Source organism: Rhizobium phaseoli, from assembly GCF_003985125.1.
GTDB lineage: Bacteria > Pseudomonadota > Alphaproteobacteria > Rhizobiales > Rhizobiaceae > Rhizobium > Rhizobium phaseoli.
In genome coordinates, this window is sequence record NZ_ML133574.1 from 152,129 (window position 1) to 165,875 (window position 13,747).

Annotated in this window: 18 protein-coding genes and 4 tRNA genes; 15 read left to right on the top strand and 7 right to left on the bottom strand. The window is 60.2% G+C overall.

The annotated features are described in order from the left end of the window. The first annotated feature begins 37 nt into the window (after positions 1 to 37). Positions 38 to 1,169 (top strand): peptide chain release factor 2 gene (gene prfB / locus EFD56_RS18420; protein ID WP_164736841.1). Its coding sequence is split into 2 segments (ribosomal slippage): positions 38 to 106 and positions 108 to 1,169, totalling 1,131 coding nucleotides; the frame shifts between segments, so codons are not numbered across the junction. Positions 1,170 to 1,224: 55 nt separating this feature from the next. On the opposite strand, the gene EFD56_RS18425 is transcribed toward prfB, so the two are convergent. From EFD56_RS18425 to EFD56_RS18435, 3 genes are read right to left on the bottom strand one after another with little or no spacing between them, the layout of a single operon-like run. Next, positions 1,225 to 2,244: an alpha/beta hydrolase family protein gene (locus EFD56_RS18425; RefSeq protein ID WP_085742257.1), complete on the bottom strand. Its 1,020-nt coding sequence runs from the start codon at positions 2,242 to 2,244 to the stop codon at positions 1,225 to 1,227. Between the two features lie 32 nt (positions 2,245 to 2,276). Continuing rightward, on the bottom strand, positions 2,277 to 2,780 hold the full coding sequence (locus tag EFD56_RS18430) for a hypothetical protein (RefSeq protein ID WP_004674868.1): 504 nt from the start codon (positions 2,778 to 2,780) through the stop codon (positions 2,277 to 2,279). A 4-nt stretch (positions 2,781 to 2,784) separates the two neighbouring features. Then, positions 2,785 to 3,558: an NAD kinase gene (locus EFD56_RS18435; RefSeq protein ID WP_004674871.1), complete on the bottom strand. Its 774-nt coding sequence runs from the start codon at positions 3,556 to 3,558 to the stop codon at positions 2,785 to 2,787. Positions 3,559 to 3,714: 156 nt separating this feature from the next. Here EFD56_RS18435 and EFD56_RS18440 point away from each other — a divergent pair. Together EFD56_RS18440 and EFD56_RS18445 are read left to right on the top strand one after the other, a co-directional pair. Continuing rightward, positions 3,715 to 3,790: transfer RNA gene (locus EFD56_RS18440), tRNA-Thr, on the top strand. A gap of 111 nt (positions 3,791 to 3,901) precedes the next feature. After that, a complete protein-coding gene (locus EFD56_RS18445; RefSeq protein WP_010005536.1) occupies positions 3,902 to 4,252 on the top strand; it encodes a hypothetical protein in 351 nt (116 codons plus the stop codon). Positions 4,253 to 4,283: 31 nt separating this feature from the next. Here the strand turns inward: EFD56_RS18445 and EFD56_RS32670 are convergent, their stop codons facing one another. From EFD56_RS32670 to rlmB, 4 genes are all read right to left on the bottom strand, one after another. Further along, positions 4,284 to 4,421 carry a hypothetical protein gene (locus EFD56_RS32670; RefSeq protein ID WP_004674901.1) on the bottom strand — a complete coding sequence of 46 codons (138 nt, stop codon included), beginning with the start codon at positions 4,419 to 4,421 and terminating at the stop codon, positions 4,284 to 4,286. A gap of 63 nt (positions 4,422 to 4,484) precedes the next feature. Then, positions 4,485 to 4,643, bottom strand: coding sequence for a hypothetical protein (locus EFD56_RS32675; RefSeq protein ID WP_004674903.1), 159 nt, complete (start codon positions 4,641 to 4,643; stop codon positions 4,485 to 4,487). Between the two features lie 171 nt (positions 4,644 to 4,814). After that, positions 4,815 to 5,516, bottom strand: a complete 702-nt coding sequence (locus EFD56_RS18450; RefSeq protein WP_085742258.1) for an AprI/Inh family metalloprotease inhibitor — start codon at positions 5,514 to 5,516, stop codon at positions 4,815 to 4,817. 47 nt (positions 5,517 to 5,563) lie between these two features. Next, positions 5,564 to 6,454: a 23S rRNA (guanosine(2251)-2'-O)-methyltransferase RlmB gene (gene rlmB, locus EFD56_RS18455; protein WP_085742259.1), complete on the bottom strand. Its 891-nt coding sequence runs from the start codon at positions 6,452 to 6,454 to the stop codon at positions 5,564 to 5,566. Positions 6,455 to 6,655: 201 nt separating this feature from the next. Here rlmB and EFD56_RS18460 point away from each other — a divergent pair. The 12 genes from EFD56_RS18460 to rplL all read left to right on the top strand — a co-directional run bounded on the left by EFD56_RS18460 (position 6,656) and on the right by rplL (position 13,546). Continuing rightward, positions 6,656 to 6,740 (top strand) — tRNA-Tyr (locus EFD56_RS18460). A 24-nt stretch (positions 6,741 to 6,764) separates the two neighbouring features. Continuing rightward, positions 6,765 to 6,838: transfer RNA gene (locus EFD56_RS18465), tRNA-Gly, on the top strand. A 339-nt stretch (positions 6,839 to 7,177) separates the two neighbouring features. Continuing rightward, positions 7,178 to 8,353: an elongation factor Tu gene (gene tuf, locus EFD56_RS18470; protein ID WP_004669088.1), complete on the top strand. Its 1,176-nt coding sequence runs from the start codon at positions 7,178 to 7,180 to the stop codon at positions 8,351 to 8,353. 205 nt (positions 8,354 to 8,558) lie between these two features. Next, positions 8,559 to 8,693 carry a hypothetical protein gene (locus EFD56_RS33470; protein ID WP_004669062.1) on the top strand — a complete coding sequence of 45 codons (135 nt, stop codon included), beginning with the start codon at positions 8,559 to 8,561 and terminating at the stop codon, positions 8,691 to 8,693. A 167-nt stretch (positions 8,694 to 8,860) separates the two neighbouring features. Further along, positions 8,861 to 9,754 carry an NAD-dependent epimerase/dehydratase family protein gene (locus tag EFD56_RS18475; RefSeq protein WP_085742260.1) on the top strand — a complete coding sequence of 298 codons (894 nt, stop codon included), beginning with the start codon at positions 8,861 to 8,863 and terminating at the stop codon, positions 9,752 to 9,754. Positions 9,755 to 9,922: 168 nt separating this feature from the next. After that, positions 9,923 to 9,998 (top strand) — tRNA-Trp (locus EFD56_RS18480). 195 nt (positions 9,999 to 10,193) lie between these two features. Further along, complete coding sequence (gene secE / locus EFD56_RS18485) at positions 10,194 to 10,394, top strand: preprotein translocase subunit SecE (RefSeq protein WP_003573826.1); 201 nt, start codon at positions 10,194 to 10,196, stop codon at positions 10,392 to 10,394. Between the two features lie 17 nt (positions 10,395 to 10,411). Next, positions 10,412 to 10,942 carry a transcription termination/antitermination protein NusG gene (nusG, locus tag EFD56_RS18490; RefSeq protein WP_004669067.1) on the top strand — a complete coding sequence of 177 codons (531 nt, stop codon included), beginning with the start codon at positions 10,412 to 10,414 and terminating at the stop codon, positions 10,940 to 10,942. Between the two features lie 177 nt (positions 10,943 to 11,119). Further along, a complete protein-coding gene (gene rplK, locus EFD56_RS18495; RefSeq protein ID WP_004669070.1) occupies positions 11,120 to 11,551 on the top strand; it encodes a 50S ribosomal protein L11 in 432 nt (143 codons plus the stop codon). 4 nt (positions 11,552 to 11,555) lie between these two features. Further along, positions 11,556 to 12,257 carry a 50S ribosomal protein L1 gene (gene rplA / locus EFD56_RS18500; protein WP_004669072.1) on the top strand — a complete coding sequence of 234 codons (702 nt, stop codon included), beginning with the start codon at positions 11,556 to 11,558 and terminating at the stop codon, positions 12,255 to 12,257. A gap of 328 nt (positions 12,258 to 12,585) precedes the next feature. Beyond that, positions 12,586 to 13,104 (top strand): 50S ribosomal protein L10, encoded by a 519-nt coding sequence (gene rplJ, locus EFD56_RS18505; RefSeq protein WP_037113092.1) that lies wholly within the window; start codon positions 12,586 to 12,588, stop codon positions 13,102 to 13,104. A gap of 58 nt (positions 13,105 to 13,162) precedes the next feature. After that, entirely contained in the window at positions 13,163 to 13,546 is a 384-nt protein-coding gene (rplL, locus tag EFD56_RS18510) for a 50S ribosomal protein L7/L12 (protein WP_004669074.1), read from the top strand. The last annotated feature ends 201 nt before the right edge of the window (positions 13,547 to 13,747 follow it).

Here is a 13,747-nt window from a genome sequence, read left to right on the forward strand (position 1 = left end):
ACCAGCACTTGAAAGACCGAGACAGAGAAGCGGGAAAATGCGAGCCGAAATCGAAAACGTGGTCGATGAAACCAAGCAGGCTATCACCCTGCTGAGGAGGCATCTTTGACTGGGACCAGGCGATAAGACGACTGGACTGGTTGAACAACAAGGCAGAGGATCCAAACCTCTGGAATGACGCCGCCGAAGCGCAGAAGCTGATGCGCGAGCGCCAGCAGCTCGATGACGGCATCAACGGTGTCCGGCAGCTCGAACAGCAGCTGAAAGACAATGTCGAGCTGATCGAACTCGGCGAGGAAGAAGGCGATGGAGGCGTCGTCAAAGAGGCCGAGGACGCCTTGAAGGCCTTGAAGGCCGAGGCCGCGCGTCGCCAGGTGGAAGCGATGCTCTCCGGCGAGGCCGACGGTAACGACACCTATCTCGAAGTTCATTCCGGCGCGGGCGGCACCGAAAGCCAGGATTGGGCGAACATGCTGTTGCGCATGTACACCCGCTGGGCGGAACGCCAGCGCTTCAAGGTCGAGCTTCTCGAAGTTCACGACGGCGAAGAGGCGGGCATCAAGTCCGCAACCCTGCTCGTCAAGGGACACAACGCCTATGGCTGGCTGAAGACGGAATCGGGCGTGCATCGTCTGGTGCGCATCTCGCCTTACGACAGCAATGCGCGGCGCCATACGTCCTTCTCGTCGATCTGGGTCTATCCTGTTGTCGACGACTCGATCAACATCGAGATCAATGAAAGCGATTGCCGCATCGACACCTATCGCTCGTCGGGCGCCGGCGGTCAGCACGTCAACACGACGGACTCGGCCGTGCGCATCACCCATATACCGACCGGCATCGTCGTTGCCTGCCAGCAGGAACGTTCGCAGCACAAGAACCGCGCCAAGGCCTGGGAAATGCTGCGTGCCCGCATGTACGAAGCCGAGTTGAAGAAGCGCGAAGAGGCTGCGAACGCCGAAGCCGCTTCTAAGACGGATATCGGCTGGGGTCACCAGATCCGCTCCTACGTGCTGCAGCCCTACCAGCTGGTCAAAGACCTGCGCACCGGCGTCGCCAGCACCGCCCCTGATGACGTGCTCGACGGCGATCTGAACGAGTTCATGGAAGCAGCCCTTGCCCACCGCATCAGCGGCGCCGCCGACGCGGTCGTCGAGGACGTCGACTGACAGGCAGCTGTAAGATCGAATGACGAGAGGGCCCCGGAGACGGGGCTTTCTTCGTTCAGGCGATGGCGCGAATGTCGCCGTCCCGAAACAGCGCTGCCGACAGATCGGCGGTCTCGTCATGAATGGCTGCGCGCTGGATGTCAGGGGGATCGGTGAAGAGCTCGGCCGCAAAGGCAAAGCCCAATCCCGTGCCCTCCGGCACGAAGACATAATGCCCGAGGCCGCCGCCGAGGATTTTCAGCGCGCTGCGCGCCAGCCGCTCATGCAGCCATGCAGAACATTCCTCGGCTGGTGCCGCTCTGTCGGCATCGCCGACCAGGATAAGAGCGGGCGCCGCGACCGATCTCAGACTTTCCTCGCTGAAACCGAAGATGGAGCGACCCGGTGCGCAGAGGAGCGCGGCCTTGATCCTGTCGTCTCGATAGGATCGCGACATGCGGGACCATGACTGGCGAAACACATCGCTCCCGCGCAGCAACGAGGGGATATGATCGGCAAGGCCAGGAAATTCCCTTGGGCCGCGCGGCCCACCCGGCCTCAGCCTTGACGGTTCGAACTGCGAGAACTGGGCGACGGCGCCGAGAAGCAGCATGACGCTATAGGCTCCGGCCGAGAATCCGGCCGCAAACGCACGGGCTGTATCGATCCGGCCGGCGAGATCGCCGAGCCAGTCGCGACTGCGGTCGAGCATCAGGCTTAGGTCCGGCGCCCGTTCCCAGAGACAGGCAAAGCCTTCGGCCCGATAGGGCTCGATGCCGGTATTGCCGTGATGGTTGACGCCGAGCGCAACAAATCCGCGCTCGACCAGGCGCCGCGCCAGCCATTCCAGCCCGGCCGCGGATCCGCCGGTGCCGTGCGACAGCAAGACGAGGGGATAAGGCCTACTTGCCGGCCGAATCGGCGCGTCGCGGGCGACCGCCGCCTTGCGAAACCAGCTTCGTTCCTGAATGGCGCTTACTAGCGCGTCGTCGGCAGCCGGATACCATAGAGACCAACTGACGGGCCTGGGGCCGGATGCCTCCCAGTCCGATCTTTGGTCGTCGTAAAGAACGCCGTCGCGAAAGCCGAGTTTCATCTTCTAAGCCTGTGCAAACAGCGTGGCGCCGTTCAATTGGTCGCCTTCTCGATGGTGATGTCACCGAATTCGTCGATCAGCACCGTCCAGCCATCCGGCTCGGCCGCCGGGTCGGTCTTCAGATAGATGGTGGCGAAGAGGCCGGGCTGCTTGCTGATGCCGCTCGAATTCTCCGGGCGTATATCGGTCACGTAGGGCTTCAGATCGCTGATCTCCTGCAGCTCGACGGTCGAGGCGATCGCCGGGCCGGTCTCCGTCTGGGCAACCTGCTGAAGATAGACCTTCGAGGTCCGATCCGGCTGACGCACGGCAAAAAGCTTATAATAACCATGGCGCTTTCCCTGCGGGGCGGAAACGCTCTCGGCAGCGGTGGGCGCCCGCTCGATATCAGCGGCGTTGCCGTCGTTCTCCCAGTAGCCGGTGCTGGTCGCGAAAATCACCGAAGCCGGCAGGATGGCGTCCTGCGCCGGCGCGGCGATCGCGGCCGAGCATCCGACGAGGACAATCATGGTCGTCAATGTCAGGCGCATTGCCATCGTCTCAATCCTTGAACTGCTCGGCGAGAATACGGTCGGACCAGGAGCGGTCGGGATCGGAGAGGATGCGTGCCGTCATATGCTCCGACTGGGCGATGCGGACATGCAGCACCGACTTGACCTCGGTATTGTCGGCCACCGCATTCACCGGCCGCTTCACCGGCTCGAGCACGTCGATATCGACCGTCACCTTGTTCGGAAGCAGCGCCCCCCTCCAGCGCCGCGGCCTGAAAGCGCTGACCGGCGTCATGGCGAGCAGCGGCGCCTCGAGCGGCAGGATCGGGCCATGGGCGGAAAGATTATAGGCCGTCGATCCGGCAGGGGTGGCCACCATCAGTCCGTCGCAGATCAGCTCTTCCAGGCGTACGTGCCCGTCGACCACCACCCTGAGATTGGCGGCCTGATAAGACTGGCGGAACAGATAGACCTCATTGATGGCAAGAGCCGTTGAATTGGTGCCGTCGGCATTGGCCGTCGTCATCTTCAGCGGCCGGAAGGCGTTTTCGACCGCGACGCAGATGCGTTCCTGAAGCCGCTCCGTGCTGTAATCGTTCATCAGGAAACCGACCGAGCCGCGATTCATCCCGTAGACCAGCTTGCCGGAGTTCATGGTGCTGTGCAGCGTCTGCAGCATGAACCCGTCGCCGCCGAGCGCGACGATAACGTCGGCCTTGTCCTGCGGCACGTCGCCATAAATGCGAATCAGCTCTTCGCGCGCGGCGAGCGCCTCCATCGACGGCGAGGCGATAAACGAAAGCGTCTGAAATGAACGGCCCATGCAATGCCCTTTGTGAAGCTGCTCTAGCTAAAGGATAAAAGGCCGTTGCGACAAGGCCGTTTTGCACGGCTCGGCGTTTTGGCGCCAAACCGGACGGTCCACAGGCATCGGATTTTCCTTTACAGGATCGCAGAATCTGTTAGTTGGGCAGCTGTTGCCCTTGTAGCTCAGTTGGTAGAGCACCTGATTTGTAATCAGGGGGTCGCGGGTTCGAACCCTGCCGGGGGCACCATCCCTATTTTCCGACACGCTATCCCTGGATGAACGCTGCCTGAAGGGCTGCTTCAGCGGCAGTTCAGCCGCTCCGGGGCATTGTCTCCTCATCATCAATGAGGACGCAGCCATGAAGCTCGCACACATTATTCTCACCGCAACCATTGCCGCCGGTGCGGCTTTCGCCGCCGTCGCACCTGCATCCGCCATGCCGGCCGAACGGCCGGCGATGATGGCGCAGGGAGATATCGTCCAAATTCACGACAGCTGGCGAGGCGATCGTTGGCGTGATGACGGTGACTGGCGGGCCGACCGTGACTGGCGTGGCGACCGTGGCTGGCGCGATGGGCGCGATTGGCGCCGCTCCGACTGGCGCGATGATGACCGCCGCTGGCGGCGGTGGCGTGCCGAGCGGTGGCAGGAACGCCGCGAGTGGCGCTATCGCGATCGCGATATTCCCTTCTGGCTTTATCGCGGCTGAGCGCAGTTGCGAATCGCTCAGGACCGTCAGCTCAATGAGCGACCGGTTCGTTGACGCTGGCCTCGATCCTGTCGCCATTGCCGGTCTGGCCGGCGCCGGAGGGCGACATCATCGCGATGCTGAGCACGGAGGCGACCATGAAGGCGACGACGGCGATCATTATGCGCATGAGCGTTCAAATCCTCATTCGGTTGGGGATTAACGCGCAATCGCCGTCCGCGTTCCTCTCGAGCTATTGCACCGGTCCCGGCGTCGCGGGGCCGGGCGCCGTCGGCGACAGAGGATCGGGCTGGTGGACGGGATGGGAGGTGTCCACCCAGATAATGCTGAGGATGATTCCCACAAAGGCCGCGATGAACAGCACACCGAAAATCAGCGGTCGAATGGCCATGATGGGGATCGCTCCTTCTTGCTTGTGACCGGTCGCTACGATCGATCGCCGCCCGATCATAGTGCTCCAGAAGGTCATTCCAAGGCAAAAGTGGATTTCTTCTGACCTAATGCATGTCGCCCGGAAGTGTGCAGCAGTTCCGGGATACAACGACATGCATAAAACAAAGAGCTAAAGCGCGTCGCTGCGCACGAGTGAAAGCGGCTTGCCGCCTTCTTCCCGGGACTTGTCGAAATTGCCGTCGGCGCGCATCTGGAAGCCGAGCGACGCACCGTCATGACTCATCAGTGTCAGACCGAGACCGTCGATATGCCAGATGGCGAGTTTCAGTCGGGCGACATTGGCGGCGCAGTCTCCGGACGGTGACAACGGCGCACTGCCTTCCGCATTCGCAGTGCCTTCGAGTGTCAGGCTGCAGAGTTTTTCGCCGTCCGGTCTTTGCATCACCCATTTCCCGGCAAGGCTGCTGAAGGTCGGCAGGCGATCGATTCCGTCGGGAGCCGAGACCAGCAGGAGCGGCGTTTCGTCTTCCGTCTTCATCGGCGAGCCCTCGTTCTCGACGAAACGGGCGATGACTTTGCGCGTTGGATCGATCAGGATGAGGCCGCCATTGCCGTCGAAATTCCAGGCAGCGGCTTCGGCAAGCGCCGGCAGCGGCTTGGAACAGCTGTCTTGGCCCGAGAGCGAATAGCCGCCGATCGCAAGATCAGTTTCGAGCGTCAGCCGGCATCCGGCGCCTCCGTTTTCGGGCGCGACCAGATAGGTTCCGGCTTGCGCCCTCAGAATATCGAGATCGATGTCCTGCGCCGCAGCCGGACCGCAGGCCAGCAGCACGGCTGCTGGAATTGTGAGCCGAAGCATGAAACCAGTCATGGCAATCCCCCTTTGCCGCGGCCCGTAAGCCGGCCTTTAAGTCAAGCCTATGCCCTTAAGTAAAGCCGCGCCGCATAAAGCGCGATCGCCGCGGCGTTCGAAACGTTCAGTGATTTGATCGCGCCCGGCATGTCGAGGCGGGCAAGCGCCGTCACGGTCTCCCGTGTTTTCTGCCGAAGCCCCTTGCCTTCCGAGCCGAGTACCAGTGCCAGCTTGTCGCCCGAAAATGTGCCTTCGAGCGGCGCCGGCCCTTCCGAATCAAGGCCGATGGTGGAGAAACCGAGCTTGTGCAATTCGCCGAGCGCATCGGCGAGATTGGTGATCTGTATATAAGGGATCAGTTCCAGCGCGCCGGAGGCGGATTTGGCAAGCACGCCCGACTCGGTCGGACTATGTCTCTGGGTGGTGATCACCGCCCCGGCATTGAAGGCGACCGCAGAGCGCATGATCGCGCCGACATTGTGCGGATCGGTCACCTGGTCGAGCACCAGCAGGAGAGGGCTGTCCTTCAGCGCTTCGAGCCGGCGCACCGGCAGCGGCCGCGTCTCCAGCATGACCCCCTGATGGATCGCCTCGGGGCCGAGCACCTTGTCGATCTCGTGCGGCGCGACGATCTCGAAGGGGATATCGAGCGCCTCGACGTCGATTTCGAGCCGCGCGAGCGCGTTCTGCGTCACGGAGAGTTTGATCTTCTTGCGCTCGGGATTGTCGAGCGCTGCGCGTACCGTATGCAGGCCGTAGAGATAGACCTGGTCGGGCGCCAGCGCCGGCGGCTTCCAATCCTCGGCCCCACGCTTGCGCTTCTGCGGCTGAGGTGTCGGAATCTCACCGCGTTCCCGCTTGGCGTCCCGGTGCGCGCGTCTGAGATTGGCGTAATGCGTATCCTTGGCGGATGGGTCTGCTGCGGCCTTGCCGCCGGATTTCTTGTCTTTGCTCATGCGGCTTTATAGCTACGGCGTTGGCTGCCGCATAGGCTTTCTTTCATATGCCGGCTTTCGGCGGCGAATGAAATTTTTCGTGTTTTTTCCGTTGTCATCGTGTTGACAGACGGAAATGCTCCGGTCATATACGCGGCGCAGACGACGGGCGGCAACGCTTCGAAGTCTGACGAACTTGGTCTAACGATCCGGACGAAAACTGGAGAGATGCCCGAGTGGTTAAAGGGGACGGACTGTAAATCCGTTGGCTCAGCCTACGTTGGTTCAAATCCAACTCTCTCCACCATTCGTCATCGGATCGGACCACCCCGCGGGTATAGCTCAATGGTAGAGCAGCAGCCTTCCAAGCTGAATACGCGGGTTCGATTCCCGCTACCCGCTCCAGTCTCCCGTACAGCCAGTTGATACGATCGCAGCCACGATCGTGGTGAGCCATGTTCCAGTCTCGGCTGGAAGCCTGCCGCGATTGCCGTAGGCGAGGGTGTCGATGCCGCCGACTGCGGCTCATCCTCGATGAATCCGTCCGATTTTTCTCTAAGATTCCAGTGATTTTTGAAAGGGCTGCGGCGAATCGCCTTGCAGGCGGCGAATTGTCTCCCATATGCGCTGTCACGCCAAGAATGGCGTCTGCAATTAAGTCTTGCGCAATTTCGCCGAAAGCCTTAAACGGCGGCACTAAACCGGTTCGCCGGGGCCACCATTTCGTTCACAGGAAGCATTCAAATGGCAAAGAGTAAGTTTGAGCGCAACAAGCCGCACGTCAACATTGGCACGATCGGCCACGTTGACCACGGCAAGACGTCTCTGACGGCAGCGATCACGAAGTACTTCGGTGAGTTCAAGGCGTACGACCAGATCGACGCGGCTCCGGAAGAGAAGGCGCGCGGCATCACGATCTCGACGGCGCACGTCGAATACGAGACGCCGAACCGCCACTACGCGCACGTCGACTGCCCCGGCCATGCCGACTACGTCAAGAACATGATCACCGGTGCTGCCCAGATGGACGGCGCGATCCTGGTGTGCTCGGCTGCTGACGGCCCGATGCCGCAGACGCGCGAACACATCCTGCTGGCCCGCCAGGTTGGCGTTCCGGCGATCGTCGTGTTCCTCAACAAGGTCGACCAGGTCGACGACGCCGAACTGCTCGAGCTGGTCGAGCTCGAAGTGCGCGAACTGCTGTCGTCCTACGACTTCCCGGGCGACGACATTCCTGTTGTCAAGGGTTCGGCGCTTGCCGCTCTTGAAGATTCTGACAAGAAGATCGGCGAAGACGCGATCCGCGAGCTGATGGCCGCGGTCGACTCCTACATCCCGACGCCTGAGCGTCCGATCGACCAGCCGTTCCTGATGCCGATCGAAGACGTGTTCTCGATCTCCGGCCGCGGCACTGTCGTGACCGGCCGCGTCGAGCGTGGCATCGTCAAGGTTGGCGAAGAAGTCGAGATCGTCGGCATCCGCCCGACCTCGAAGACGACGGTGACCGGCGTTGAAATGTTCCGCAAGCTGCTCGACCAGGGCCAGGCCGGCGACAACATCGGCGCGCTGGTTCGCGGTGTGAACCGTGACGGCGTCGAGCGTGGCCAGATCCTGTGCAAGCCGGGTTCGGTCAAGCCGCACAAGAAGTTCATGGCTGAAGCCTACATCCTGACGAAGGAAGAGGGCGGCCGTCATACGCCGTTCTTCACCAACTACCGTCCGCAGTTCTACTTCCGCACGACGGACGTGACCGGCATCGTCACGCTGCCGGAAGGCACGGAGATGGTCATGCCGGGCGACAACGTCACGGTTGCCGTCGAGCTGATCGTTCCGATCGCGATGGAAGAAAAGCTGCGCTTCGCCATCCGCGAAGGCGGCCGCACCGTCGGCGCCGGCATCGTCGCCTCGATCGTCGAGTAATCCTGGGATTACCTGCAATTCCGGAAAAACCCCGCTGGCGACAGCGGGGTGTTTTCGTTTTGATGGCTGACCGACGGATTAACAGGTGTTGTAAAAATATCGTTAAACAGGCCCGTCACAGTATTTTGTTCATCTCACGTTCAGAAACCGGTTTGTGATTGGCCCATTTTAGTTCAGACTCCTCCTTGTAGAGAGGAGAGTCCGCATGATTCCAAAGGCCACATTTGTTGCGACCATATTCGCAATGTATGTTTTCACGATGTTTTTCATCGCTGCGATCCCGCAAGAGGTTGTTCAATCGGCCGGCGTGCAGGTCGATGAGGTCAGCGTCGTCAAGTGACGGCCCTGCAAATCATCGCCAGATTCGGCGGTGATTGGAAAGGATGATCAGGCGCCTGACGCAGGCGACCTGATGACGCGGGGGTGAGACTCTCGCAGGACGCTCGCTTGCTCTTCGCGCGGAAGCGTCTAACTATGCCTCCGATCTCAAGACGCGGAGGATATTCCATGAAAAAGCGGATCCTGTTCACGGGTGGTTCGGGCAAGGCGGGTCGTCATGCCGTGCCATGGCTTGTCGATGCCGGTTACGAAGTGCACAACCTCGATCTCGTGCCCTTGGACAGCCCCGGCGTCACCAATCTCATCGCCGATATCACCGACAGCGGTCAGGTCTTCAACGCCTTGTCGATGCATCGCGATTTTCCCGATCTCGATGCGGACAGGGGCGTTCAGTCCTTCGATGCGGTCGTGCATTTCGCCGCCATCCCCCGCATCCTGATCAAGCCCGACAACGAGACCTTTCGCATCAACACGATGGGCACCTACAACGTCATCGAGGCGGCGGTGAAGCTCGGCATCCGCAAGATCATCGTCGCTTCGAGCGAGACCACCTACGGCGTCTGCTTCGCCGAAGGCCATCGCGATTTTCACCAGTTCCCGCTGGAAGAGGATTACGACGTCAATCCGATGGATTCCTACGGCCTTTCCAAGGTGGTCAACGAAAAGACCGCGCGCGCCTTTGCCGAGCGTTCGGGCTTCGACATCTATGCGCTGCGTATCGGCAACGTCATCGAACCGCACGAATATGAGAGGTTCCCGACCTACTTCGCCAATCCCGAGACGCGCAAGCGAATCGCCTGGAGTTATATCGACGCCCGTGACCTCGGCCAGATCTGCCATCTCTGCATCGAGAAGGACGGTCTCGGCTATCAGGTCTTCAATGCTGCCAACGACACGGTTTCGGCCAATACGCCGTCGAAGGAGTTGGCGAAGCGATTCTACCCGAACGTGCCCTTCACCCGCGAAATCGGCGAATATGAGGGGCTGCTTTCCAACCGAAAGATTCGCGAAGTGCTGGGCTTCAAGGAAGAGCACGACTGGCGGAAATATGTGAAGGTCTGAACGTTTGCAGGCTGTACGATGGAAAGCCCCGTTGCCCGCAAATGAGCAGAACTGCTTTGAAAATCGAAAATCGTGCTTGCCAATCCGCCGCTGCCGTCTTAAAGGGAGCGCCATGCATTTCGGCAGCGATTTGCGGGCCTTGGCCCACGCGCTGAAGGAGAGGCATGAAGGGGTATAGCTCAGTTGGTAGAGCGGCGGTCTCCAAAACCGCAGGTCGGGGGTTCGAGCCCCTCTGCCCCTGCCATCTTCCCTAAAAACGGACAGCGCGGCCATGCTCGCGGCATTCCGGTCGGGGGATTGATCGGTGGTAACTTATTTCGTTAAACTTCGGTTTCCCTCTTGTGTATTCGGAAATCGGTGTTTATTTAGGGTTCAACAGACACGCGGTGCGTGGGGCTGATAGTTTCAGCTTTACGCGCCGTAATTGCGTGGGCAATCGATGGCATCCAAATCCAATCCGTTTGCGTTTCTGCAGCAGGTTCGCTCCGAGACGTCTAAAGTTACATGGCCGTCGCGCCGCGAGACGATGATCTCGACGGTTATGGTGCTGGTGATGGTGGTTTTCGCCGCGCTGTTTTTCTTTGCTGCTGACCAGCTGATCGGCTGGGTTCTGAGCTTCGTGCTCAATACCGGCAACTGATACGGGTGGAGATGAAAATGGCGGCACGTTGGTACATCGTCCACGCGTATTCCAATTTTGAAAAGAAGGTGGCTGAGGACATCGAGAACAAGGCTCGCCAGAAGGGGCTTGAGCACCTGTTCGAAAAGATCCTCGTGCCGACCGAAAAGGTGGTGGAAGTGCGTCGCGGCCGCAAGGTCGACAGTGAGCGCAAGTTCTTCCCGGGTTATGTCCTTGTCCGCGCCAATCTGACGGATGAGGCCTACCACCTGATCAAGAATACGCCGAAGGTCACCGGCTTCCTCGGCTCCGACAATAAGCCCGTTCCGATTCCGGATTATGAAGCCGAGCGTATTCTCGGTCAGGTCCAGGAAGGCGTCGAGCGGCCGAAGGCGTCGATCACCTTCGAGATCGGTGAACAGGTCCGCGTTTCCGACGGTCCGTTCGCTTCGTTCAACGGCACGGTTCAGGATGTGGACGAAGAACGTTCGCGCCTGAAGGTTGAGGTGTCGATCTTCGGCCGCGCAACGCCGGTCGAACTGGAATACGCTCAGGTCGAGAAGGTCTGATTGCAAGAGATTGGAAGCTGGCTCTTGTGGCCTGTTTCCCGCGGACCTTGTCCGCATCCGCGTGGAAGGTGAGGGGTCTTAGCCGGACCCTAATGATCCGCACCACGCAACCGCAGCCGCCGGAGCGATCCGGCATCACGGACCGGGCGACTGGTCGTTCATGAAAGGCAGAGAGATATGGCTAAGAAAGTTGCAGGCCAGCTCAAGCTTCAGGTCAAGGCAGGATCGGCAAACCCGTCCCCGCCGATTGGTCCGGCGCTTGGTCAGCGTGGCATTAACATCATGGAATTCTGCAAGGCGTTCAATGCCGCCACGCAGGAAATGGAAAAGGGCATGCCGATTCCGGTCGTCATCACCTATTACCAGGACAAGTCCTTCACCTTCGCGATGAAGCAGCCGCCGGTCAGCTACTGGCTGAAGAAGGAAGCAAAGATCACGTCCGGTTCCAAGACCCCGGGCAAGGGTCCGAAGGCCGGTACCCTCACCAAGGCTCAGATCAAGACGATCGCCGAAGCCAAGATGAAGGACCTGAACGCAGCAGATATCGAAGGTGCAATGGCGATGATCGAGGGCTCTGCCCGCGCCATGGGCCTGGAAGTGGTGGGTTAAGACCATGGCAGGCAAGCGCACTCGCAAAATCAACGAAGGTGTTGATCCGACCAAGCTCTACGCTCTGACCCAGGCCATCGGCATGGTCAAGGAACGGGCTGTCGCCAAGTTCGACGAAACCATCGAAGTCTCGATGAATCTCGGTGTTGACCCGCGTCATGCGGACCAGATGGTTCGCGGCGTCGTCAATCTGCCGAACGGCACGGGCCGTACGGTTCGCGTCGCAGTCTTCGCTCGTGGCGCCAAGGCTGACGAAGCCAAGGCTGCCGGTGCCGATGTTGTCGGCGCCGAAGACCTCGTTGAAATCGTCCAGGGCGGCAAGATCGAATTCGATCGCTGCATCGCCACCCCCGACATGATGCCGCTCGTCGGCCGTCTCGGTAAGGTTCTCGGCCCGCGCGGCATGATGCCGAACCCGAAGGTCGGCACCGTCACCATGGACGTCGCCGGAGCCGTCAAGGCTTCCAAGGGCGGCGCTGTCGAGTTCCGCGTCGAGAAGGCTGGTATCGTCCATGCCGGCATCGGCAAGGCCTCCTTCGACGCCAAGGCTCTGGAAGAAAACATCCGCGCCTTCGCCGACGCCGTCATCAAGGCGAAGCCGGCTGGCGCCAAGGGCAACTACGTCAAGCGCGTGGCGATTTCCTCGACCATGGGCCCGGGCGTCAAGATCGAAGTCGGCTCGGTCACCGCAGCACCGACTGCATAAGTTGATTGCCGGACCTCGGTCCGGTCACTGAATTTCCGGCCTCGCAAGGGGCCGGAATATTCCGGAGAAATCCGGAATCCTGTCCGAGATTGCAGGTGGTTTTCCCTTAATCACGTTGCCTGCATGAGACGGGTAAGACCCGAATTCCTGAAGTTCGCTTCTAGAAACTCGGTTCGAGCCTTGGATGCCTTGTGCCTTCTTAGCCTTTATTGGCGCGGAAGCGCGGGGGGACAGGATCCTCAAGCGTCGCTTGGGATCTCGCATGATCCCGGGAGGCAAAAGGCAACCCGGCGGGCCCGGTTTCGGTCCCGCCAACTGGAGATAGGCAGTGGAAAGAGCGGAAAAACGCGAATTCGTCACGGAACTGAACGAAGTCTTCAAGGCTTCGGGCTCAGTTGTCGTGGCCCACTATGCTGGTGCCACAGTCGCGCAGATGAACGATTTTCGTTCGAAGATGCGTGCAGCTGGCGGTACCGTCAAAGTCGCGAAGAACCGCCTGGCCAAAATTGCCCTTCAGGGTACGGAAGCGGAAGGGATGTCGAATCTCTTCAAGGGTCAGACGCTGATTGCATACAGCAACGATCCGATCACCGCTCCGAAGGTCGTCATGGATTTCGCCAAGACCAACGACAAGATCGTGGTCCTCGGCGGCGCCATGGGAACAACCACGCTCAACGCCGAAGCAGTCAAGTCGCTTGCGACCCTGCCTTCGCTCGACGAGCTGCGTGCGAAGCTGCTGGGCATGATCCAGACGCCGGCTACCCGCATCGCTGGGGTTGTTGCAGCACCGGCAAGCCAGCTTGCTCGCGTGTTTGCGGCCTACGCCAAGAAGGACGAAGCCGCTTAAGGCGGTTTTTCGCTGTTTATAATCAACCGGTTCGAACCGAACAAAAGGAACTAGTAAAATGGCTGATCTCGCAAAGATCGTTGAAGACCTCTCCTCGCTGACCGTTCTGGAAGCTGCAGAACTGTCGAAGCTCCTCGAAGAAAAGTGGGGCGTTTCCGCTGCTGCTCCGGTAGCTGTTGCTGCCGTTGCTGGTGGTGCTGGCGGCGCTGCTGCTCCGGCTGAGGAAGAAAAGACCGAGTTCGACGTCATCCTCACGGATGCCGGCGCCAACAAGATCAACGTCATCAAGGAAGTCCGCGCCATCACCGGCCTCGGCCTCAAGGAAGCCAAGGACCTCGTCGAAGGCGCTCCGAAGGCTGTCAAGGAAGGCGTTTCCAAGGCTGAAGCCGCTGACATCAAGAAGAAGCTCGAAGACGCTGGCGCCAAGGCCGACGTCAAGTAAGCTTGAACTGCTTTTGGGAGGTGGCATTTGCTGCCTCCCATTTGCCGTTTTTCTGAACGAATTACCCAAAAGCCGCGTCAAAACGGCTTTTGGGTAATGGGTTCTTCAAAAGGATAGTCTCGCACCGAGGGCAGCACAGCAATCCGAGCTGGGCGTTTTCGGGAGTCGGACGAGATTGAACTACCCATTGATTGACGGGGT